Annotated in this window: 19 protein-coding genes; 16 read left to right on the top strand and 3 right to left on the bottom strand. The window is 39.8% G+C overall.

Annotation, left to right across the window (positions count from 1 at the left end; genetic code table 11):
- Nucleotides 1-168: 168 nt before the first annotated feature.
- Nucleotides 169-771: a ribosome biogenesis GTP-binding protein YihA/YsxC gene (yihA, locus tag EV194_RS00405; protein ID WP_132430974.1), complete on the bottom strand. Its 603-nt coding sequence runs from the start codon at nt 769-771 to the stop codon at nt 169-171.
- 286 nt (nt 772-1,057) lie between these two features.
- Here yihA and EV194_RS00400 point away from each other — a divergent pair, with 286 nt between their 5' ends.
- The 3 genes from EV194_RS00400 (at nt 1,058) to lysA (ending at nt 4,683) form a co-directional block, all read left to right on the top strand.
- Entirely contained in the window at nt 1,058-2,044 is a 987-nt protein-coding gene (locus tag EV194_RS00400) for a type I phosphomannose isomerase catalytic subunit (protein ID WP_132430972.1), read from the top strand.
- Nucleotides 2,045-2,172: 128 nt separating this feature from the next.
- Nucleotides 2,173-3,483 carry an aspartate kinase gene (locus EV194_RS00395; protein ID WP_132430970.1) on the top strand — a complete coding sequence of 437 codons (1,311 nt, stop codon included), beginning with the start codon at nt 2,173-2,175 and terminating at the stop codon, nt 3,481-3,483.
- A 45-nt stretch (nt 3,484-3,528) separates the two neighbouring features.
- Nucleotides 3,529-4,683: a diaminopimelate decarboxylase gene (gene lysA, locus EV194_RS00390; RefSeq protein ID WP_132430968.1), complete on the top strand. Its 1,155-nt coding sequence runs from the start codon at nt 3,529-3,531 to the stop codon at nt 4,681-4,683.
- 49 nt (nt 4,684-4,732) lie between these two features.
- Here lysA and EV194_RS00385 read toward each other — a convergent pair whose 3' ends face one another.
- A complete protein-coding gene (locus EV194_RS00385) occupies nt 4,733-5,032 on the bottom strand; it encodes a Dabb family protein (protein WP_132430966.1) in 300 nt (99 codons plus the stop codon).
- A 128-nt stretch (nt 5,033-5,160) separates the two neighbouring features.
- Between EV194_RS00385 and udk the strand changes: the two genes are divergently transcribed.
- Nucleotides 5,161-5,781 (top strand): uridine kinase, encoded by a 621-nt coding sequence (gene udk, locus EV194_RS00380; RefSeq protein WP_132430964.1) that lies wholly within the window; start codon nt 5,161-5,163, stop codon nt 5,779-5,781.
- A 12-nt stretch (nt 5,782-5,793) separates the two neighbouring features.
- Entirely contained in the window at nt 5,794-6,513 is a 720-nt protein-coding gene (locus tag EV194_RS00375) for a 3'-5' exonuclease (RefSeq protein ID WP_132430962.1), read from the top strand.
- A gap of 11 nt (nt 6,514-6,524) precedes the next feature.
- On the opposite strand, the gene EV194_RS00370 is transcribed toward EV194_RS00375, so the two are convergent.
- Complete coding sequence (locus EV194_RS00370; RefSeq protein ID WP_132430960.1) at nt 6,525-7,808, bottom strand: gliding motility-associated C-terminal domain-containing protein; 1,284 nt, start codon at nt 7,806-7,808, stop codon at nt 6,525-6,527.
- A gap of 200 nt (nt 7,809-8,008) precedes the next feature.
- Here EV194_RS00370 and EV194_RS00365 point away from each other — a divergent pair, with 200 nt between their 5' ends.
- From EV194_RS00365 to EV194_RS00315, 11 genes are all read left to right on the top strand, one after another.
- Nucleotides 8,009-10,324 carry an ATP-dependent helicase gene (locus EV194_RS00365; RefSeq protein WP_132430958.1) on the top strand — a complete coding sequence of 772 codons (2,316 nt, stop codon included), beginning with the start codon at nt 8,009-8,011 and terminating at the stop codon, nt 10,322-10,324.
- A 243-nt stretch (nt 10,325-10,567) separates the two neighbouring features.
- Nucleotides 10,568-11,173 carry a DUF4290 domain-containing protein gene (locus EV194_RS00360; protein ID WP_132430956.1) on the top strand — a complete coding sequence of 202 codons (606 nt, stop codon included), beginning with the start codon at nt 10,568-10,570 and terminating at the stop codon, nt 11,171-11,173.
- 11 nt (nt 11,174-11,184) lie between these two features.
- On the top strand, nt 11,185-12,489 hold the full coding sequence (gene murA / locus EV194_RS00355) for a UDP-N-acetylglucosamine 1-carboxyvinyltransferase (RefSeq protein WP_132430954.1): 1,305 nt from the start codon (nt 11,185-11,187) through the stop codon (nt 12,487-12,489).
- A 282-nt stretch (nt 12,490-12,771) separates the two neighbouring features.
- Nucleotides 12,772-13,332 (top strand): thioredoxin-like domain-containing protein, encoded by a 561-nt coding sequence (locus tag EV194_RS00350; RefSeq protein WP_132430952.1) that lies wholly within the window; start codon nt 12,772-12,774, stop codon nt 13,330-13,332.
- 220 nt (nt 13,333-13,552) lie between these two features.
- Nucleotides 13,553-14,167, top strand: a complete 615-nt coding sequence (locus tag EV194_RS00345; protein ID WP_132430950.1) for a nucleotide exchange factor GrpE — start codon at nt 13,553-13,555, stop codon at nt 14,165-14,167.
- Between the two features lie 19 nt (nt 14,168-14,186).
- Entirely contained in the window at nt 14,187-15,335 is a 1,149-nt protein-coding gene (gene dnaJ, locus EV194_RS00340) for a molecular chaperone DnaJ (protein WP_132430948.1), read from the top strand.
- Between the two features lie 282 nt (nt 15,336-15,617).
- A complete protein-coding gene (locus EV194_RS00335) occupies nt 15,618-16,544 on the top strand; it encodes a hydrogen peroxide-inducible genes activator (RefSeq protein ID WP_132430946.1) in 927 nt (308 codons plus the stop codon).
- A 620-nt stretch (nt 16,545-17,164) separates the two neighbouring features.
- A complete protein-coding gene (locus EV194_RS00330; RefSeq protein ID WP_132430944.1) occupies nt 17,165-18,214 on the top strand; it encodes a hypothetical protein in 1,050 nt (349 codons plus the stop codon).
- A 518-nt stretch (nt 18,215-18,732) separates the two neighbouring features.
- Entirely contained in the window at nt 18,733-19,611 is an 879-nt protein-coding gene (locus tag EV194_RS00325) for a DUF4249 family protein (RefSeq protein ID WP_132430942.1), read from the top strand.
- A gap of 9 nt (nt 19,612-19,620) precedes the next feature.
- Nucleotides 19,621-22,017, top strand: coding sequence for a TonB-dependent receptor (locus EV194_RS00320; protein WP_132430940.1), 2,397 nt, complete (start codon nt 19,621-19,623; stop codon nt 22,015-22,017).
- 59 nt (nt 22,018-22,076) lie between these two features.
- Nucleotides 22,077-22,655 carry an outer membrane beta-barrel protein gene (locus EV194_RS00315; RefSeq protein ID WP_132430938.1) on the top strand — a complete coding sequence of 193 codons (579 nt, stop codon included), beginning with the start codon at nt 22,077-22,079 and terminating at the stop codon, nt 22,653-22,655.
- Nucleotides 22,656-22,701: the final 46 nt, after the last annotated feature.

The raw sequence follows: 22,701 nt of genomic DNA, 5'->3' as shown, positions 1-22,701 counted from the left end.
ATTAATTATAAAATAGAACTTTGGAATGCTAGAGTTTAAGAGTGTTTGAGTGGGGTAATGTGTTGATTGCCAAAGATTAATTCTTAGTTTGTTTTTAAAATCTCAAATTAAATTATGAAATCCAGAACAAATTTATTGCTTATTTTACAACTTTAGATTTCAGCAATGCTATTTGTTCCAGGTTGAATTTATCTGCTCAATAAATTGCAAAATCTCATCTCTTCCAGTGCCTTTCTCTGCTGATGATATGAAATATTGTGGCAACTCTTCCCAGTCCTCGGTTAAACTTTGCATATATTTCTCAATTAACTGAAGAGAACCTTGTTTTTTAAGTTTGTCCACTTTGGTGAAAATAAGGCAAAACGGTATTTGAGCCTCGCCCATTTTCCTCATGAATTCCAAATCAATTGTCTGCGGTTCGATCCGCGAGTCAACCAGAATAAATAGGCACATGAGGTTTTCACGTGTTGCCAAATAGTCCATGATCATCCTACCAAACTTCGCCCTTTGGGTTTTGGCAACCTTGGCATAGCCATATCCAGGCAAATCAACCAGATACCAAGACTGGTTTATTATGAAATGATTGATTAATTGAGTTTTCCCAGGTGTAGATGAAGTTTTAGCCAGCTTTTTTGAATTGCATAACATGTTAATCAATGATGATTTTCCCACGTTTGACCTTCCAATGAAAGCATATTCAGGCATTTTGGGAGGCGGACATTTATCAGCCTTTTGATTACTTACTAAAAACCTGGCTTCTTTGATTAACATTTTTTATTGGCAAAAATAGTAATTGGCAGGCAGAAAGTGATAAATTTTCTTTATTATCTTTGTCAATCATTTAAGAATGGTGCAAGTTCCCAATTGCTTTTTAGTTGATTTTTCTTCATGAGGATAGCAGTGGATACCCGGATTTTTGGCTTTCCTGTGGCACTTTTATTAATTTTGCCTATTATTCCGCATCATTTTTCATATTCTTAATTGGTCGTATTGGCCTGCCTTCAATTTTGGCCCGGAATGCTTAAAATCACGTTAGTTCTTAAAATCTTATTTGTAAATGGATAATAAATTATACCCGATAAAATTTACACCACTCCTAAAAGAGAGAATATGGGGGGGGGGAAAACTTGGTAGTGTTTTAAACAAGCCACTAAATGGCCGAGCCCGAATTGGAGAAAGTTGGGAAATATCCGGTGTACAAGGAGATGTCTCTGTTGTTTCGAATGGTTTTTTGGCAGGGAATAGTTTACCGGAACTCATTGAGATATATATGGGTGATTTGGTTGGAGATAAAGTTTTTCAAAAATTCGGAGAGGAGTTTCCTCTGTTGATTAAGTTTATTGATGCCAGAGAAGCTCTTTCTATTCAGGTTCATCCTGATGATAATTTGGCCGCTAAGCGTCACAACTCATTTGGCAAAACCGAAATGTGGTATGTTATGCAGGCAGATGAGGGAGCCGAACTCATCAGTGGGTTTTCAAAAAAGATCACATCGGTTCAGTATCAGGAAGCGGTTAAAAACAATGCCCTTGAAGAGTTGCTAGCACAGCATCCAGTAAAATCAGGTGATGTGTTTTATATGCCTGCCGGAAGGGTTCACGCCATTGGTGCAGGCATTATGATAGCCGAAATTCAACAAACTTCTGATGTTACCTACCGAATATATGATTTTAACCGAAAGGACGAAAGCGGAAACTTCAGAGAACTTCATACAGATCTGGCTGTTGATGCCATTGATTATGAAGTTCCACAAGATTATAGAACCAAATTCGAAGATAAGTTGAACGGAGCAGCGGAGATGGTTCGTTCGCCATATTTTGTTGCCGCAAAACTAAGTATTGATCAACCCTTTGGCCGGGATTATTACGCTTTGGACTCTTTCGTCATTCTGATTTGTATGGAAGGCCATGGAAAAATCGCCTATGGAGATGGAAAGTATGAGACCTACTTAAAAGGTGATACCATTCTGATTCCCGCAGAGTTGAGGCAGATTTCCCTTGTTCCTTCAGAAACTTCTGAATTGCTTGAGGTTTACGTGCCCTGATGTGACGAATTGCTTTTAATTTATAATTAAATTACGGATATTTTTGATTATATATATGCAAAATAGTGAAGATTGCTTTAATTTTGCAACGTAATTTTTTCAGACACAAACAAAAAAGAATATATACTATGAAGGTTATGAAATTTGGAGGAACCTCTGTAGGTTCCGCCGATAGAATGAAAGAAGTAGCTAACCTGGTTTCTGATGGTGAGAAAAACATCGTTGTACTATCTGCCATGTCGGGAACAACCAACAACCTGGTTGAAATCTCCAATTACTTACATAAGAAGAACCACGATGGAGCTAATCGCCTCATTAACCAACTTGAGAAAAAATATCACGAAGAAATTGATCTATTATATAAAAACGCTAAAATTAAGGAGGAAGCCATTGAAGTGGTAAAATCGCGATTTGACTTCATCAAATCGCTCGTGAAAGATGAATTTTCTGAGGTGGAGGAGAAGGAGATTCTCGCCCAGGGAGAGTTGATGTCCACCGCAATGGTTAATTTTTATCTCAACGAACAGGGTAAAGATTCGGTTCTGATACCTGCGCTTGAATTTATGAAAACCAACAGCGATGGTGAGCCGGATATTACCTTTATTAAAGAGAACATCAAAAAATATCTGGACAATCATAAGGACAATAAAATTTTGATTACCCAGGGGTATATTTGTCGCAATGTTAATGATGAGATTGACAATCTTCAACGCGGCGGAAGTGATTACACAGCGTCTCTTATTGGTGCAGCAGTAAACGCAGATGAAATTCAGATATGGACAGACATTGACGGAATGCACAACAACGATCCCCGATATGTTGAGAATACAAAATCCATAGCTGAGTTATCCTTCGATGAAGCTGCGGAGTTGGCCTATTTTGGAGCTAAAATTTTGCATCCAACCAGCGTTTTGCCGGCTAAGGTGGCAAATGTACCGGTAAGATTGTTAAATACAATGGAGCCCAAAGCTCCCGGAACTACCATATCAGGAAAAGATACCAAAAACAGAATCACAGCTGTTGCTGCCAAGGACGGCATTACAGCCATTCGCATACACTCCGGACGAATGCTTATGGCGTATGGATTTCTGAGAAAGGTGTTTGAGATCTTCGAAAATCACAAAACACCAATTGATATGATTACAACTTCTGAAGTTGGAGTTTCGGTAACCATAGATAAGCTGAAACATCTGGATGAGATTGTGGATGAACTCAAGACTTTTGGTTCTGTGGAAGTTGATTCAGATCTGGTTATTATTTGCATCGTTGGCGATTTGGTTCGTGAAAACAAAGGTTATGCTAACCGCATTTTTGATGCATTAAAAGATATTCCTTTACGTATGATTTCATACGGAGGCAGCGATCACAATATTTCTGTGCTGGTTAGTTCAGAGAATAAAAAAGAGGCTCTCAGAGCATTAAGTGCAAAACTTTTTTAAAGTAGCACGGTTTTAATATTAATTGTAAACAATAAAACATAAGGAATGAGTAATTATTTTCCCGCAGAAAAATTCAAATCGATACCAACACCTTTTTATTTTTATGATATGGGTTTGCTTGAGCAAACCCTTCAAAAAGTAAAGTCTGAATCCGATAAATATAATTTTGTAGTTCATTATGCCATTAAAGCCAATGCCAATGACCGGATATTGGAACGCATCCGTGAATGCGGTATGGGGGTGGATTGCGTTAGTGGTTACGAAGTTAAGAAGGCTCTGGATATGGGATTCCCCGCTCAGGGAATTGTTTTTGCCGGGGTTGGAAAAGCCGATTGGGAAATTGAAATGGGTATAGATAAAAACATTGCTTGTTTCAATGTTGAGTCAACTGCTGAGTTAGATGTAATCAATGAAATTGCCACGCGTAAGAACCAAAAAGTGAATGTGGCCATCCGGATTAATCCAAACGTTAAAGCCAATACTCATAAGTATATTACCACTGGTCTGGACGAGAATAAATTTGGGATTCACCAAATGGATGTTGAAAAGACAGTGGATGCCATTGCGAAAATGGATTTCATCAATTTGGAAGGCATTCACTTTCATATTGGTTCTCAAATTATGGATCTTTCTTCCTTCAGCACATTGTGCGACAGGGTAAATGAAATTCAGGATTGGTTTGAGGAGAAAGGAATTTCTCTGAAAACCATTAACGTAGGAGGTGGATTGGGTATTGATTACAAAAAACCGGCTGAAAATCCAATACCTGATTTTGAGAATTACTTTAAAATTTTCAATGATGGAATAAAGTTGCGCCCAGGTCAGCAAATTCATTTTGAGTTAGGCCGCTCTGTTGTGGGACAATGTGGTAACCTCATTTCAAAAGTTCTTTATGTTAAAGAGGGTGTAAAAACCAATTTCGCCATCATCGATGGGGGAATGACTGATCTTATTCGCCCTGCGCTATACCAGGCTTATCATAAAATTGAGAACATCACCAGTAATGGTTCTGAGGAGAAATATGATGTGGTAGGTCCCATCTGCGAGTCTTCAGACAGTTTTGGAAAAGATATAGAGCTACCTAAAACCTCAAGGGGGGATCTGATGGCTATTCGTTCAGCAGGTGCCTACGGAGAAGTAATGGTTTCGAGATATAATCTCAGGGAAGAACCCAAAGCTTATTATTCCGATCAATTATAGATAAACAAAATTATATAGGAAACCGAACTGGAAACAGTTCGGTTTTCTTTTATACTTCATAATCCACACAGGCCCGTTCTTCCAAAATCTCACGGATAATTACCGCTACTTTTTGATGCTCCGGGTGGATCACATAGGTCTTTAATTCATCCCATCCCTTAAATTCGCTGATGAGCGAAAGGTCGTAACTCTCCTGTGGGTTGGCATTGATGCCGGTTTCAATGGAGATGAGCTCCGGAATGTGTTTTTTTAAGTCATCAAGCGCTTGTTTAAGCTCAGACAGTTTTTCGGCACGAGCGCTCTCTTCCAGATCTTTTTTAAATTTAAATAAAACTACGTGTTTAATCATTGATAGATTTGTTTGAGTTTGATATTATTGAAGCGTTATTTTTTGCTTGATATTTCTTATTTTGCGGTGTGGAATTCTACACACTCGTTCAATTTTGAGTAAAATTACAAAAAAAAGCGGATTTTTTTATGCTGATAATCGGGATTGCCGGTGGAACCGGTTCGGGTAAAACAACGGTAGTAAAAAAAATACTAAATCAATTACCTTGCAATGAGGTGGCAGTATTGCCACAAGATTCTTATTATCGCGATAGTGGCCATTTGCCGCCTGAAGAGCGGCAAAAGATCAATTTCGATCATCCCGACGCCATCGAATTTGAACTTTTAACAAGGCATATTGCTCGTTTAAAGGCAGGTAAACCTGTGGAGCAGCCTGTTTACTCCTACCTTACCTGTACACGGCAGGAAGAAACCATAAAGGTAAATCCTTGTGAAGTGATCATTGTGGAAGGTATTTTAATCCTGTCGAATCCTGCCTTGCGGGAATTGATGGATTTAAAGGTATTTGTGGATGCAGAGCCCGATGATCGGTTGATGCGTGTAATTCAGCGCGACATTGAGGAGCGGGGACGAACTGTGCAAAAGGTTTTAACCCGGTATGAGGATACCGTTAAACCAATGCACCTTCAATTTATTGAACCAACAAAACGATATGCCGATCTGATTGTGCCACAGGGTGGCAACAATCATGTGGCCATAGATATTTTAACGCAATACATTCTCAGAAACTTAACCAGAATAGAGCAATAAATATTCAAAAAAATGCTTGATCAGTATAAAGTAGAAAACGTCCTTTTTATCGATATTGAAACCGTACCTCAACATGCAGGTTTTCAAGATCTAGATGTCGATTTTCAACAGTTGTGGGAGAAAAAATCATCCTACTTTCGAAAAGAGGATCAAACGCCTGCCGATGTTTATGAAAGAGCCGGTATTTATGCCGAGTTTGGAAAAATCGTCTGCATCTCGGGGGGTATTGTGTTCAGTAAAAATGGGGAACGGTTTTTTAAAGCAAAGTCCTTTGCCGGCCACGATGAAAAACTGCTTCTTACTGAATTTGGTCAAATGCTGACGGCATTTACCTCCGAAAAGGACAGGAATATTTGTGGTCATAATGTCAAGGAATTTGATATTCCATTCATTGCCCGTAGAATGATTATTAACGGTGTTAGTTTGCCGGCGGAGCTTGATGTGGCCGGGAAAAAGCCTTGGGAGGTTAAGTTTATAGATACCTTGGATTTATGGAAGTTCGGAGATTATAAGCATTATACTTCATTGGCTTTGCTCACCAAAATACTGAACATCCCAACTCCCAAGGATGACATTGACGGAAGTCAGGTGGCTTCTGTCTATTATGAGGAGAATAATCTTGAGCGCATTGCTGTTTATTGCGAAAAAGATGTGTTTGCAACAGCTCAGCTTTTTCTTCGTTTTAAAGGAGAGTCATTAATAAAACAGGAGAACTTTATTCGTGCTGAATAAGGTTCCTAGATTCATCTGATGAGGTGAACAGGTCCCGATAATTTGTATTTTTCATTGGCATTGTAGCCTTCAGCTTCAATGTGGTAGAAATAGACTCCCGGTGCAGCACGTTTGCCTCCAATGGTTCCATCCCATCCTTCGGACGGGTTGGAAGAACTGTAAACCCTGCGCCCCCAACGGTTGTATATCACCATGTTGAATTTTCTTATCGAACGAAATGCAACTCTGAACTCGTCGTTAATTCCGTCGTCATTTGGTGTAAAGGTGTTTGGAACTTCCAATAGAGATTCCATAACATTAACCGTATTGGGATCAGGAGTGCGGTGCCAGCATTCAGATATGCCTTCCAGAAACACATGATCATTATAGACGGTCAGGTACACTTTGTATTCCCCTGCCCTCTGAAATACATAAAAAGGATTACGATCCCGAAAGGCGATGGTGTCAGATGGACCGGCAATTTGCCATGCCCATCGGCTTACCGGTCCACTGCTTTTTTCTTCAAACCGAATTTCTATAGGTGCAGAACCTTCGGCAATTGAGGTATCCTCTCCCCGGTGCATTTCGTTGCTTTTTTCATCGTCACTTGTCCTGGGACGCATTACGTCCCAGTCATAATGAGCTCTCACAGCAATGGCATGATAGTCCAGGTATTCAGAGACACTCTTTCCTGTAACATCTGAAATTGTCACTGTGATTTGAGTATCTTCCACCGGGGCATTCATTTCAATGGAGGCTCCAAACTGTGTGAATTCGATGGAAGGATTTACACTCCATTGATAGGTTTTCTCAATACTAACTGTACCCGGGTTTCCTGTTGATGGATCATAGTAGGTCAGCGGAATGGATTCACTGGTTGCTGAAAGTTCAAGTGAAAAGCAATCCTGGAAATCGATGACGATTTCAGGGTTTGCAATTTCAGTTTCAAATACCCAACAGCGATATTCCTCTACCATGTTGCCGTTTTGGTTTACTCGCAACAAATATCCCCCCGGTTGATTTACGATTATAACAGTAAAAGCACCTGTTTGGGTTTGTAGCAGCTGATCCCACGTATTTGTGTCCGAATTATGCCTGTACCATTCAAATTCGTAGCTTTCTGATTGATCCGCAGCTGTATATCTTAAATTGGGGTTGAGAAGTAAATTCTCAAATATAAATACAGGATCGGATGGCGAATAGCTGGTTTGTGTGGTGTAAATTGCGTCGGTTTCAATTTGTGCCTTGATGTTGCTGTTTAGGAGCCAGGAAAACACAAAAATAAAACACCATATGTATGTCGATCTGTTAATCATCTGAATTCTTTATGATTTAATTCTCTGTTGCGAAAATACAATTTTTGTTTTGATTGTAAACTGTGTATCTTACACATATTAAACGAAGGCATGTTAAAATAATTGTGATGTCATCAGGCTGTCGAAAAAATAAAAAATTCCAATGATCTGATCATGTAACGGACTATCTTTGTTCTTTAAAATTTGAAATATCTGGACTTGTGGAGAACTATCTCGAACAATTAAATGATTCACAGCGCGAAGCCGTAGTAAATACAGAAGGCCCATCTTTAATAGTTGCAGGTGCCGGCTCCGGAAAAACGCGCGTACTTACATATCGCATTGCCCATTTGCTTGCCAACGGAGTGGCTCCCTGGAACATCATGGCGCTTACTTTTACCAATAAAGCCGCCCGGGAAATGAAGGAGAGAATTGGAACCATTGTTGGAGCCAACGTGAGCCAGCGGTTATGGATGGGGACTTTTCACTCCATTTTTGCTCGCATTTTACGAATGGAGGCAGAACGAATCAAATTTCCTTCCAGTTTTACAATTTATGATAGTGCCGACTCCAAAAGCCTTATTAAATCTATTCTCAAGGAGTTGCAGATAAAAAACAAAGAATATAAGCCCGGATTAATCCTGTCGCGCATATCTTCGGCTAAAAATGATTTGGTTTTGCCGGGTGCTTATTCTCGCGATCAGCAACGTCTCATGGCCGATCGAGCCTCCAAAGTTCCTCTGGTTTACGATATTTACCAACGCTACATGAAAGCCTGTTACAAAGCGGGTGCCATGGATTTTGATGATTTACTTCTTAATACAAATCTTCTTTTCAGGGATAACCCCGATGTGGTGGCCAGGTATCAGGATCAGTTTAAGTATATTTTGGTTGATGAGTACCAGGATACCAACAGGTCACAATATTTAATTGTGAAAAAACTGGCGGAGTTGCACAAAAATGTTTGTGTTGTTGGTGATGATGCTCAAAGTATATACAGTTTCCGGGGTGCTAAAATTGAGAATATTCTCAATTTTAGAAACGATTACCCCGGTTATCAGCTGTTTAAACTCGAGCAAAATTATCGTTCCACACAACTCATCGTCAATGCTGCCAACAGCATCATATCCAGAAATAAAGGCCAGATAAAGAAAGTGGTTTTTTCAGAAAATGAACCTGGAGAAAAAATCAGGATTTTTTCTGCTGTTTCCGATATGGAAGAAGGTTTTATTGTGGTGAATGACCTCATATCGCGCCGCCACGCGGCACGATGTGCTTTTTCAGACTTTGCCATTCTATACAGAACCAATGCCCAATCGCGTATCTTTGAGGAGGCGCTTCGCAAAAACAACATTCCATACAAAATATATGGGGGACTCTCGTTTTATCAACGTAAGGAGATAAAGGACTTGCTTGCCTATATGCGCATGGCGGTGAACCCTCGTGACGGAGAGGCGTTAAAGCGGGTCATTAATTTTCCGGCTCGGGGTATTGGGAAAACCACGCTCGATAAACTCGAGGCAGCTGCGGCGTCAAATGACCTTACCGTTTGGGATATTCTGACTCACCCAAATCTTCCGAAAGCAGGATTTAATGCCGGAACACTAAAGAAACTCAACAGTTTTGTGGCGTTGGTCAGCAGTTTTTTCAGACAGCGCGAAAGCATGGATGCCTATGAGTTAACAACCGAAATTGTTGCCCAAAGTGGCCTTTTAAAAGAGTTTCATCAGGATCAGACCATAGAAGGACAAACACGCCTCGAAAACATGGATGAATTGCTTAACGGGGTAAAAGAGTTTGCCGATAATCGGAGGGAAACCGGGGAGCCTAATTCTCTGGAGTTTTTTCTGGAGGAGGTATCTTTGTTGACCGATCAGGATAATGAATCGGAGGTGGATGTGGCCAAGGTTACTTTAATGACCATTCACTCGGCCAAAGGACTTGAATTTCCATATGTATACATCGTTGGAGTTGAAGAGGGGTTGTTTCCTTCGCAAATGTCTGCCATGGCTGAAAACGATTTGGAAGAGGAGCGCCGGTTATTTTACGTGGCCGTTACCCGTGCTGAAAAACTGGTCACGTTAAGTTTTGCGCGCAACCGTTTTAAATACGGAGAATCAACATTTGCCAGCCCCAGTCGTTTTTTGCGGGAGATGGATGCAGAATATATATCAGAGGATTCACAACAAGTTACAGGTACTCTTAAGTCGTCAGCGTCGTTTGAACGTCGTGAGCCAAGAAAAAAATATGATTTTTCCGGCTCTTCAACATCCAGATTTAATTCCAGAGGGAAGTTTTCAAAAATTGGCTCAGAAAAAAGCTCTGAATCTGTTATGCAAAACGATGCCGGAACATCCGGTTTGGGAGCAGTTACCCGGGTTCAGGTTGGAGTGGTGGTTGAACACGAACGTTTTGGTACCGGAAAAGTAATTGGACTGGAAGGGGTTGCGCCAAATATTAAGGCCATCGTGGAATTTAAAAACGCCGGAAAGAAACAATTGTTGTTAAAGTTTGCCAAACTAAAAATATTAAATTAATTTTGAAGTCTGATATGCTTGTCAATGAATGATTCAGGCAGGCAAACCCAAACCAATCTTCGTGAGAAACTCCCCCGCTTGGGAATGAGTATGATTACCAAAGGATTCTGTTTTATTCGGCTGTAACCCATAAGGTAAACAGATTCTTCAGACATGTTATCAATAGATAATTTTCTTTAGCATACCAATTACAATTTATATTATTAAATATCAGGAAAGTACTTTCCAACAGATAAATTATTCATGGATTATAATTCAACACGAAAACCACTGGTGCTGCCCGAATATGGTCGGCACATTCATAAAATGGTTGATCATGCAAAAACCATTGAAGACAGAGAAGAGCGCACACGCTGCGCTCAGGCCATAGTTAATGTGATGGGAAACCTGTTTCCCCATTTGCGCGATGTAAGTGATTTTAAACATAAACTTTGGGATCATTTGGCAATTATGTCCGATTTTCAATTGGACATCGATTTTCCTTATGAGTTTCCCGAAGCGGTAAACTTTTCAAGCAAGCCTGATAATGTTCCGTATAACGATTTCAATATGCGGTTTCGTCATTACGGAAGATTGATTGAGCAGATGGTTGCAAAAGCGATTGAGATGGAAGATGGTGATTTGAAAAATCACCTGATTGGCCTGCTCTCAAATCATATGCGTAAATCCCTGATGAACTGGAATAAGGATCATGCAACTGACGATCGAATCATCAATGACATCAGGATTCTATCCAACGGAAAACTGGAGGTGACTCCTCAACAAATGAGATTACCTGATACTGGGAGAGATAATCAGAATCGCGGTCAGAGAAAAAAGCATTTTCAACGTAATAAAGGAAGAGATTAGATCCATTTGTAATGAACAGTTTTGAGATTAGCGGCCCCTGTCGAATGGCGGGATCCATCGTGCCACAGGGAGCAAAAAACGAGGCGTTACAGGTAATATGCGCCACTCTTTTAACTTCCGAAACAGTTTTTATTGATAACATACCCGATATTCTGGATGTTAATAACCTTATTCAGTTGTTGGGTGAAATGGGGGTGGAGATAGACCGGAAATCTCCCAATTCATGTTCATTTAAGGCTGCCAACGTAAATTTGGAGTATCTGCAATCTACCGATTTTCGAAAAAGAGCATCTTCGCTTCGGGGGTCTATTATGATTATGGGGCCGCTGTTGGCTCGTTATGGTAAAGCATATTTCCCAAAGCCTGGTGGCGATAAAATCGGACGTCGCAGAATGGATACCCATTTCTATGGATTCGAAAAGTTGGGAGCTACTTTTGAGTTTAATCCCAATGAGATTTTTTATACCGTTCATGCTGAATCCTTAAAGGGACGATATATTTTATTGGATGAAGCCTCTGTAACCGGAACTGCAAACGTGATTATGGCAGCTGTGCTGACTCCCGGTGTTACAACCATTTACAATGCGGCCTGTGAGCCATATATCCAGCAACTCTGCATCATGCTCACCCGAATGGGGGCATCCATCAGCGGCATTGGGTCTAACCTGCTTACAATCGATGGCGTTAAAGAACTTGGTGGTTGTAATCATCGGATTCTGCCCGATATGATAGAAGTGGGAAGTTTTATTGGGATGGCAGCCATGACCAAAAGCGAAATCACCATAAAAGATGCAGAACCTGAACATCTGGGAATTATTCCGCTTGCTTTTAAACGAATGGGGATTCAGATGGAGATCAGGGGTAACGATATCTACATCCCATCACAGGATAACTACACGATTGAAACCTTCATTGATGGCTCTATTATGACCATTGCAGACGCTCCATGGCCCGGATTAACACCCGATTTGCTGAGTGTTTTTCTGGTTGTTGCCACACAAGCCAAAGGGAGCGTACTCATTCATCAGAAAATGTTTGAAAGCCGTTTGTTTTTTGTGGACAAACTCATCGATATGGGAGCCAGCATTATTCTGTGTGATCCGCACAGAGCAACCGTTATCGGCCATAATCATGAGAATTTGCTGAGAGGCAGCGTGATGACTTCACCTGATATTCGTGCAGGAGTGGCTTTGCTGATTGCGGCTTTATCTGCTCAGGGTAAGAGTGTTATTCATAATATTGAGCAGATTGATCGCGGATATCAAAACATAGAAAAGAGGCTTAATCAACTGGGAGCGTCTATTCGTCGTGTTTAATCAATCATTCGTAAATAAAAAATGACTGTTAGTCATTTTTGTTTCTTTTTAACTAATCCTTATGTTGCTGATAATTAGCAGTATAAGGATTTTTCATTATAATATAATGATATTATTTAACAAACGCAAACATTTGAGTTTGGATTGTATATGTTTTAAAGCATAATTTTGGAGCATAATTTACATCGGTCAACGTTTATTGTCAGTTCATGTAAAAAATGAAAAAGTTAGCAATTAATGACAGAACTTTGTACTGGTTATTATTCACCAAAACAATTGTTTATGAGAATTAGAGCATTGATCATGTTGGCTGTGGCAGGATTGGTTTTTATATCCTTCATCAGTGGTTCCACCGAACCGGATATGGGATTAAAGATTGGAGACAGAGCCCCAAAAATCGTTGCTTCTCTTCCTGATGGAACCTCTTTTGATTCAGACTCTTTAAAAGGTAAAATGGTTCTTGTGGATTTCTGGGCATCTTATGATGCACCTTCCCGCATTGATAACCATAGAAAAACCATGTTGTTGGAACGATTTGCCAACAGTGAGTTTCTAAATAGTGAAGGGTTTGTGATTGTTAGTATCTCTTTAGATCGATTTAAAACACCATTTTATAAAACCATTGAAAGAGATAATCTTTTTGATTTTTATCACATTTGTGATTTTGAAGGAAGAGAATCAAAATTGGCGAGAAAATTTGAAATCAGCAATCAGATGACCAATTTCCTAATTGATGGAGATGGTCGGATTGTAGAAACCAGCAATGATCTGGATCGAATCGAATCCACGCTACACAGAATGGAGTCTGTTGACAGAACCCGTTTTGCAGCCTATCGCAGATAGTCTGCTTTCAATTATTGTATATGAACTTAAAGGCAGTGTCAGGTTTCTGATGCTGTCTTTGTCATTATTGCAGAAGTTGTAACAGGGAATGTATCAAATTATGCCATTTTGTCCCGGTATGTAGAATTGGCAAAAAAATTGACTACTTTTGCAGCGGAATTAGATGATTCAATCATCGTAAAATTTAAACAGTTACAAAAAAATAATAGTTACTACAGATATGACTAAAAAAAGTTCTGCAAAGAAGGAAAAAGAGGAAGTTGTAAAGGAAACCGAAGAGCTTGGGCAATCAACAAAATCTGAAAAGGAGAAGGTTGATGCCAAAAGCAATGGTCAGACAAATGAAACTGAAGATCAGGTGCAGGAAGAGGTGGATGAGAAGGATGAAAAGATTGAGAAATTGCAGCAGCAAATATCTGATCTCAACGACAAGCACATTCGGTTAATCGCTGAGTATGATAATTACAGGAAGCGTACGTTAAAAGAGAAAATTGATCTTTCCCGCCAGGCAGGAGAAAAAATATTTGTAGATATACTGTCTGTGGTTGACGATTTTGAAAGAGCCATTCAACATTTGGGAAGTGCCAGCGATTTGGATGCCGTTAAGGATGGTATTGATCTTATTTATAACAAATTTACCGGTTACCTGTCGCGTCAGGGAGTAAAAGTCATTGAAACGGAAAATCAGGGGTTTGATGCCGATTTGCATGAGGCGGTAACTAAAATTCCTGCTCCATCTGAAGAGATGAAGGGGAAAATAGTGGATTGTGTGCAAAAGGGATATATGCTTGATGACAAAGTGATCAGGTACCCAAAAGTTGTGGTTGGCGAATAATTATAAAAGGAAACCTGTCATGTCAAAAAGAGATTACTACGAAATACTTGAGGTAAGCAAAAATGCTTCGGCTGAAGAGATAAAAAAGGCTTACAGAAAAAAGGCCATACAGTTTCACCCGGATAAAAATCCGGGTAATAAGGAAGCTGAGGAGAAGTTCAAAGAAGCGGCAGAAGCATACGAAGTGCTTAGTAATCAGGAAAAGCGCAAAAGGTACGATCAGTTTGGACATGCAGGCGTTGGTGGAGCTGCCGGTGGTGGCTTTGGTGGCGGCGGCATGAGTATGGATGATATCTTCTCTCACTTTGGAGACATCTTTGGTGGAGGCTTTGGTGGTTTCGGTGGTTTTGGCGGCTTTGGTTCGTCAGGCTCACAACGGGTTAATAAAGGCTCTAATTTGAGGGTGAAGGTGAAACTGACCTTGCAGGAAATTGCCAATGGTGTTGAGAAAAAAATCAAAGTAAAAAAATATGTAAGCTGTCAGCATTGTAATGGCACCGGAGCCGATAAAGGATCCGCTTACAGCGATTGTAGTACCTGTCGTGGAACCGGACAGGTTACACGTATTTCAAATACCATTTTGGGGCAAATGCAAACTCGGTCAACCTGTCCAACCTGTCATGGAGAAGGCCGAATCATTACCCATAAATGTGCGCAATGTAACGGAGAAGGACTTTTGAGGCAGGACGAAATTGTTACCATTAACATTCCTGCAGGAGTTGAGGAAGGCATGCAGCTTTCTGTTTCAGGTAAAGGTAATGCCGCTCGAAGAGGCGGCATTAACGGCGATTTGCTGGTTCTTATTCAGGAAGAGCAACACCCGGAACTCATTCGCGATGGAAGTGATTTAATTTATAATCTTACCATGAGCATTCCTGATGCTATTTTAGGTGCTCCTGTGGAAATCCCTACTGTTGAAGGACGAGTTAAAGTAAAAATAGAGCCGGGGACACAACCAGGAAAAATTTTACGGTTGAAGGGTAAAGGATTGCCTGAGGTAAACGGCTATCACAGGGGTGATTTATTGGTCAGAATCAATGTGTTTATTCCGAAAGATATTTCCCGGGAGGATGCTAAAATGGTTGAAAAGCTTAAGGAGTCTGAGGCATTTTTACCCGGTCAGGGTGATGAGCAGAGTTTTTTCAGCAGAATGAAAAACATGTTTTAGTCTTGAAAATTAATGGTATTTTCATGTAGTAGGAGTTTTTCCGCCTCAGGAAAAAAGCGTTTGAAAAATTTAAGTTTTTTTCGTTAAGAAAACCGTGTTGTTTGAGCGTAGCGAGTTCACGGTTTTTAGAAAAACACTTAAATTTTTAGCTTTTTTCATGCAGCGGCGGCATTTTTTGCTTCCTTTTTGGGGCTGTAGCCAAAAAGGAAGAGCCCGTGCGGCTTGAGCACTTATAAATAAAGAAGTTGTTTTTAGGAATCAATTTGTTTTATTGAACTAATTATGAACATTCAACAACTGGAGTACATTGTGGCGCTGGATGAGCACCGGCATTTTGTAACGGCAGCAGAGCATTGCCATGTTACCCAGCCAACTCTTACCATGCAGTTAAAAAAGCTTGAAGAGGAGTTAGGCATCCAGTTGTTCGACCGCACAAAAAAACCATTAAAACCAACTCCCGGTGGCGAAGTATTTATAGCCAAAGCGCGAAGGATTTTGATGGATATTAACGACCTACATGCCTCTGTTGCAGGAGAAAAATCAAGCATTAAAGGGGAGTTCCGGTTGGGAATTATTCCAACGCTCGCACCACATCTGTTGCCGCTTTTTTTAGGTCACTTTGTTGAAAACAATCCCGAAACCGTCCTTCGAATAGAGGAGATGGAATCGGAACAGATCATAAAGGCACTTCACGAGAATCGTTTGGATGTGGCCATTATGGCCACACCCACCGACGAGAGAAATTTCAATGAGACTGTGTTGTTTAATGAAGCATTTCTGTTTTATGCTCCGGATGGACATCCTTTGCTCTCTTCAGAAGAAGTAGAGGCTGAGAAACTGGATGTCTCAGGCATGCTTTTGCTATCCGATGGACACTGTTTCCGTAATCAGGCCTTGAAAATCTGTAATAAAAGTGCGCACGAAAGTCACTTCCCGTTTCATTACGAGAGCGGCTCCATAGAAACATTGAAAGGATTGGTTCGAAAAGGAATTGGTTACACACTGGTTCCTGAGTTGGCCGTTAACGGAATAGATAAAGAACACATGCGCCGGTTTAAAAGTCCACAGCCGGTTCGCGAAGTGAGCCTGGTTACCCATTCAAGTTTTTCCCGTACTTTACTCATCGAAAAACTAAAAACATCTATCAGAGAGACACTCCCCAAACACATCGAAGCACCCAAGGAATTTGTTAAGATTAAGTGGAGGTAAGAATATTATTGATTTAACTTAATTTTTATTTGCCGCTTTATCTTTTTTTTTTTCTTTGCAGAACGAAAAATTGAAACCGGATGCTAAGCACCTGGTTCAAAACAACGTTCAACCTTAATTTATTAATGATGAGCCTTAATCTGTATCCTAACAGTCAAATTATTCTGCATTTCAACGCTTTACCACAAATCTTCGCTTTCGGCAGATTTACTTCATTTTATGTTTGCTACAACGATTCCTGATTAGATTATAACTTCTTTTTATTATACTTGTTTATAGATAGCTCTTGCGCAGGGCATCTGTTCAACTCCTTTGGGGGTTTCATCTTAACGGCAAGATCCCTTTCTATAGACAACACATAACAGGTTTTAGGAAATAGAACAATTTAGTTTTTGCTTGCGTGAAAGTTATTCATTCAATCATTAAAATCAGAAAATCCATGTTTCTAAAGATCTAATATCTAAAATCTACCATCTATAAAAAGGTCGAAGCACAGTACGCCTTTTTGTACGGGGTAAAAAGAGCGTCCGACCCCGAAATCGAGACCGGACGCCAAACACAATCTATTAACGGGGTTACCGCCCCGCTAACGTTGTAAAATTATGAAAAAATTTAATTTATTGATTTTATTGGGAGTATTTCTTTTTGTTAGTTGTAGTGATGATCTGGAAGTTGTTAAAGTATCAGAAGAGAGCGAACTTTCAGAATCCATTGATCTTGATAATGTGATGCGGTTTTCTTCTTTTGAAGAATATGTTGAAATGAGAAATGCTGTTCCTGAATTTGGTGCTGAGGAGAGAATTGCTTTCGAGAATGAACATGGTTTCATCTCTATGGGTCGAATTAGTGATGAATTTTATGATAGAATTGATGATGAGGCGTTTGAAACCAAGGAAGAGTTTGTTGCTTTTATTAACGAGAATGACCGCTATTTGGTCTTAAAAGAGGATGAGGATGGCCTGAGTGTGTACTCAAGATTCTATTCAAATGCCGATCGATTTTTTGCTAATGAAGATGGTTATTTTGTTGTTGATAGTTTAGTTTTTAGGGTTTTTGAAAATGGAACTATTTATTCCCATATAAAAAATGGAGATGAGCTAATTCGGGTATGTGAGGATAATTTGTCTAACATAGTTCAAGATAATGATAAATTATTTTATTATTATGAAGCGTTGGATATTAATCTCCTAAAGTCGTCTTCGCTTGTTTGTACAGATCTTAGAGCTCGGAAGACTCATTCAAGACGTCGTGTCAGATTGAATGTTCATGGGGGGAATGTTTATAGTTTTGTTAACGGTTTGCCAGCGACATATTTTCGGTATGGCATTGAGGTCTCTTCATGGCGGAGATCGTCAGGAGTATGGAAAAGAGTTAATAGAACCACGTATGCTGATGCCAGACTAATAGGTCGTTGCGCAATAAACGACGTGCAGGTCGAACGTCGATATCAAATTAACGGGGTTAGAGGTAACAGGATTTGGCGTGTAGAAGAGGATTTACTTGCTATCGGAGGACACTGGAATACGCATGATATTCAATTTCTTGCAGTTGAGGGATGGGCGATTAATTCTAGTTTAATTGAGCGTTCAAGTGAGCCGGCAAGATTGCAGTCTTGTAATACCCATCTGTTTACTAGTATAACCAATGGTTATAGTGATTGGTCTAATTAGAGATGATATTCCATGGGCATGCTACTAAATTATAGCATGTCCACCTTTTACTGTATTGAACGTTATTTACAGTAATGCATAGAAGCACATGACCTCAATTGATTTTTTTTAATCAAAAAAAAGGATAACTCTCTACATTGAGTTATGAAATGTTATGTGAATTGATTGTCTGTATAGAAAACCTTGGGATTAGAATATCAGAGCTGAGTACAGGGAAAGCCCGTCTTGCAGGAATAGACAAAAGTAAGTCCTTGATTCTATCAATATTGAATGTTTTGCGATCTGTATTTATAGTAATAGTTCGTTAAAATTTTTTATCATCTTGATTAATAGGTGCATAAGGACGCGCCTGTGGTGAAGGCAATATTTTTATGATCCAGAGTTTACTCTTGTCTAATATCTATAGTTCTAACGATCTATTCTATAGATCAGGTAACTAAAAAAAGATTAAGAACCATTAATACATATAAGGAGCCTTTTATTATGCTGTCAATAGATTTAAAAATTACGGAGAAGAGATGGGTAGAATTAAAATTTTGAAACCACCTTTAACCATACTATTATTTTTTTTCTTAGCCTCATGTGCCAAGGAAATACCTATGCCCGATTACGGTTTTGTGACTCAGCCTTCAATGAATGCTGTGATTAAAGGCGGGGAGCTCATAACGGTTTACTTGTTTGAAAATGGAAAAATAGGCGGTGGCGAAATCAAAGCCGTTAACAACGGGTTGGTTGAGGTTTTCACTGACGGAATCATGATTGATTCCGTTCGCAATGGCGATGAAGGCGAGTATGAAACGGAGATTGAAGCTGAGTTCGACACGGATTATGAAATTAGGGTGACAATAGATGGTCAAACAATGTCTGCATCTTTCCGTGTTCCTTCTCCACCAGTTTTAATAGAGGCTACACATATTGCTTTTGGCGGGGTTGATGATGAAGGAGCTATATATCCCGGAGTAGAGGTTGTTCTTGAAAGAAGCATGTTGAATGATGCCTACTATGAGGTGGTTATTTGGCTCGACACTTATGACAACTTACGGCCGGCAGAGTTCTATTTTCTGAGAGACCCTTTTATTGTTCGTGAAGGTTTGCCACTTGCATTGTTTAGTGATGAGGGTGTCAGCGAAGAGAGTTTTTCGGTTTTCATTACATATACTACAAACTCCCATTCCGGTGATGCCATTAAAACGTATCCCTTTTTTGTTGAATTAAGATCAGTAACCGAAGATTATTACCACTACCGTAGAAGCTTTTATCTTAACATGAACTCGCAGGAGGAACTGGAGCCAGGTCTTGAAAACAGCCCTGCTGATCTTTTCTCCAATGTTAAAGGTGGTTCTGGACGAGTTGTCTCTTATAGTTCCGTAGTTTCTGATTTACTTAATGTTGATTGAAGTTGAGATATGAAGTTTATATTTTTGGTGTTATTGGTTTTTAGTTTTTGTTATCAGGCAGGATTATCGCAACATCGAGCATCTGGGTTTGTGAGAGACTCTTTGTCCTCTGAACCGCTTATTGGAGCTTATGTTATAAAATCGGCCGACGGGCGAGGATCTGTAACCGATGTCAATGGATTTTTTTCCATAGATGTGCCGAAGGAGAATTCGGAATTAACGTTCTCTTATGTGGGTTATTCCTCGCAAACTGTTAATTTTAAATTAAATAGTGATACTGTTATAACGGTACGAATGACAGTAGATAATATGATTTCTGAAGTTGTCGTCAGTTCGCGCGAAGCTCCCATGACAAACATTCACACTTTAAGCATGGATGTAATCAATACACTTCCTGTTATTAGCAGCAAGCCCGATGTAGGAAAAGCACTACAGATATTGCCTGGAATTGAAGCCCCAAGAGAAGCTTCATCAGAGTTGGTTGTACGCGGGGGAGGAGTTGGTGAAAATCTCTATTTGCTGGATGGAGTACCCATTACCCATGTTCACCACATAGGCGGGTTTTATTCCGTGTTTAACAGCGACATCATCAACGATGTATCGGTTTACAAATCTGCATTTCCCGGTCGTTATGGCGGCAAACTCTCTTCGGTTGTGAGCATTTCCCAACGCGAAGGAAATAAAAATCACTACAGCGGGAGCTTTGATATTGGCATTACGGATGCCTCCTTTACGATTGAAGGCCCCATATTGAAGAATAGATTGAGTTTTATATTGTGCGCCCGTAAAACAATGATTGATCCGTTAATGGCTTATGCAACCAAGTCCTCAGAAATGGGGTATTCCATGTATTACGGCTTTTACGATTTCAATGGCAAAGTAGCTTGGGATTTGTCTGACAAAAGCAAGATCACCTTTTTTTCATACCAGGGCGACGATTACATAAAAATTAAATCGGACAAAACGAGTCGATACGACGATTTGGATTTTAATCGACGTTACGCCTGGGGTAATAATTTGTCCGGCATTAGGTGGCAGCAGGTTTTAAACTCCGGTGGTTTTATATCAAGTTCCCTCGCTTATTCCAGGTATCGTGTGGTTGACGAGTCCGATACGGAAACAATCGATTTAAGTTATAGGGAGAGAGCCCTGTCATCGTTGGAGAATTATCTGTTTCAGACCGATTATAAGCAGCGCATAACCCCATTTTGGGATTTTCGGGCAGGAGGCAGCCTCTCATATTATCTTTTTAACAGAGAGTTTAAACAGGAGCAGGATGCGATCTCCAATGAGTTAAAATCTTCAGAGATGGCTCTTTTTGCTGAAAACTATTTTTCTCTGCCCTTAAATCTGTTTTTACAGTCTGATTTACGATTTGTTCACTATCGTAATACACCATATACTTTTAATTCTTGGGAGCCGCGCCTCTCATTTGGGTATATTCTTAATAATAATCATCGGTTTAGTGTGGATTATTCGAGAATGAGACAATTTAATCATTTAGTAACTTCACGTTCCGGGATTTATAGCAATGAACTTTGGCTGCCTTCCAATGAGATTATGATTCCGGCTTTGTCCGATCAGGTTTCATTGGGTTGGGCCGGGAATTTCTCCGGAGGAATGTTCAATGCAGGCGCTTCAATATACTATAGACAATTAAGTAATCTGGTCACCTTTAAAGATGGGCATGAGTCTTTTCTCAACAGCGTTCATTCTGCTGATCTACTGCACCATGATGGCGCCGGAGTTGTTAAGGGCTTTGAGTTTTATTTGAATAAAACCAGGGGTAACTACACCGGCTCATTAAGTTACTCGTATTGTAACAGCAACAGAAAGTTTGAAGAGGTTAATCAATCTTTCTCCTATCCTTATGAGTATAATTCCAGACATAATGTCTCGTTATTTCTGCATCGCCAGTTGTCTGAAAAGTGGAGTGTAGGCGCTTCATGGACTTTCCATTCGGGGTTGCCATATACCCCGGTAACGTCAAAAGAAGCTGCCATAGATCCTGTCACCGGTTTTTACGATGATGCTATAATTGAAGAAGGGTTTGTTTTCGGGAAACGCAATTCTGCAAGAATGGCCAACTATCACAGAATGGATTTAGCATTTAAACATACAAGCTATACTTCCCGACGAGGGCATAAACAGGAGTGGCGACTTGGCGTTTATAATCTTTATAACAGACACAATCCAGCCTATTACAGTTATAGCAGGTTTTTTGATGACAAGGACTTTGTTTGGACTGGAGAGTATAGACCCTACAAGCTTTACAGCATCAGTTATTTTCCAATTATTCCAACCATATCCTATAAAATTTACTTTGGTCAGAATAGTTTTCAAAGACGCAGCAGCGAAGCCTCTATCCTGAAAAGAGTAAGAAATTGGCTCTTTTATGAGGACTAGGGTATGGGGATAGAAGAGCGATTAGTAAATATTTAGTTTAACAATTATCTTATAAAACTATGAAACGAGTAGGTGTTCTTTTTCTTTTTTTTATTTCTTTATTGACTAAAGTAGTTAACTGTAATGCACAAGACTTGGCATTCTCTAATAGGTTAAGTGTAGGTGCTTATATTTCCGATTGTCCCCTGGAAAGGTATTCGTTTAATTCAAGCAGGGATGATCATAGTAATATAATTGGCGTTTTTGTAGATTATAAGTTTACGCCAACTTTAAGTGGAGGGGTTTATGGAGGATATAATAATATGTTTCGATGGGAATCAGTTTGGACTGGAAGCAATTTTCGTTCTTGGGGTGGGACATCACCAACTTATCACTTTGGTTTGCAATACAAAGTGCACTTGATGCCTCTAATTGTTCCCGTACGGCAATCAAGAATTGATTTATATAGCAAAGCTAAACTGGGCAGGGTTGTGTCAGATGGGGATCGTAATGTTGTTTCTACCCCACCTAGAACCTTTACAGATTATGGAGTATATGCAGGTATGGCTTTTTATCTGTTTGGCAATTTTGGTCTGTTTGCTGAATATGGATTCGGGGTTGTCTCGGAGAAAACATTTGGATTGACTAAGCGGTTTTAAACCGAACTTATTATCTACGTGTGTACTATGCCTACAAATGACTTTA

The sequence above is a fragment of the Natronoflexus pectinivorans genome (assembly GCF_004345615.1).
GTDB classification, from domain to species: Bacteria; Bacteroidota; Bacteroidia; order Bacteroidales; family Marinilabiliaceae; genus Natronoflexus; species Natronoflexus pectinivorans.
This window is presented reverse-complemented; position numbering and strand designations above follow the sequence as displayed.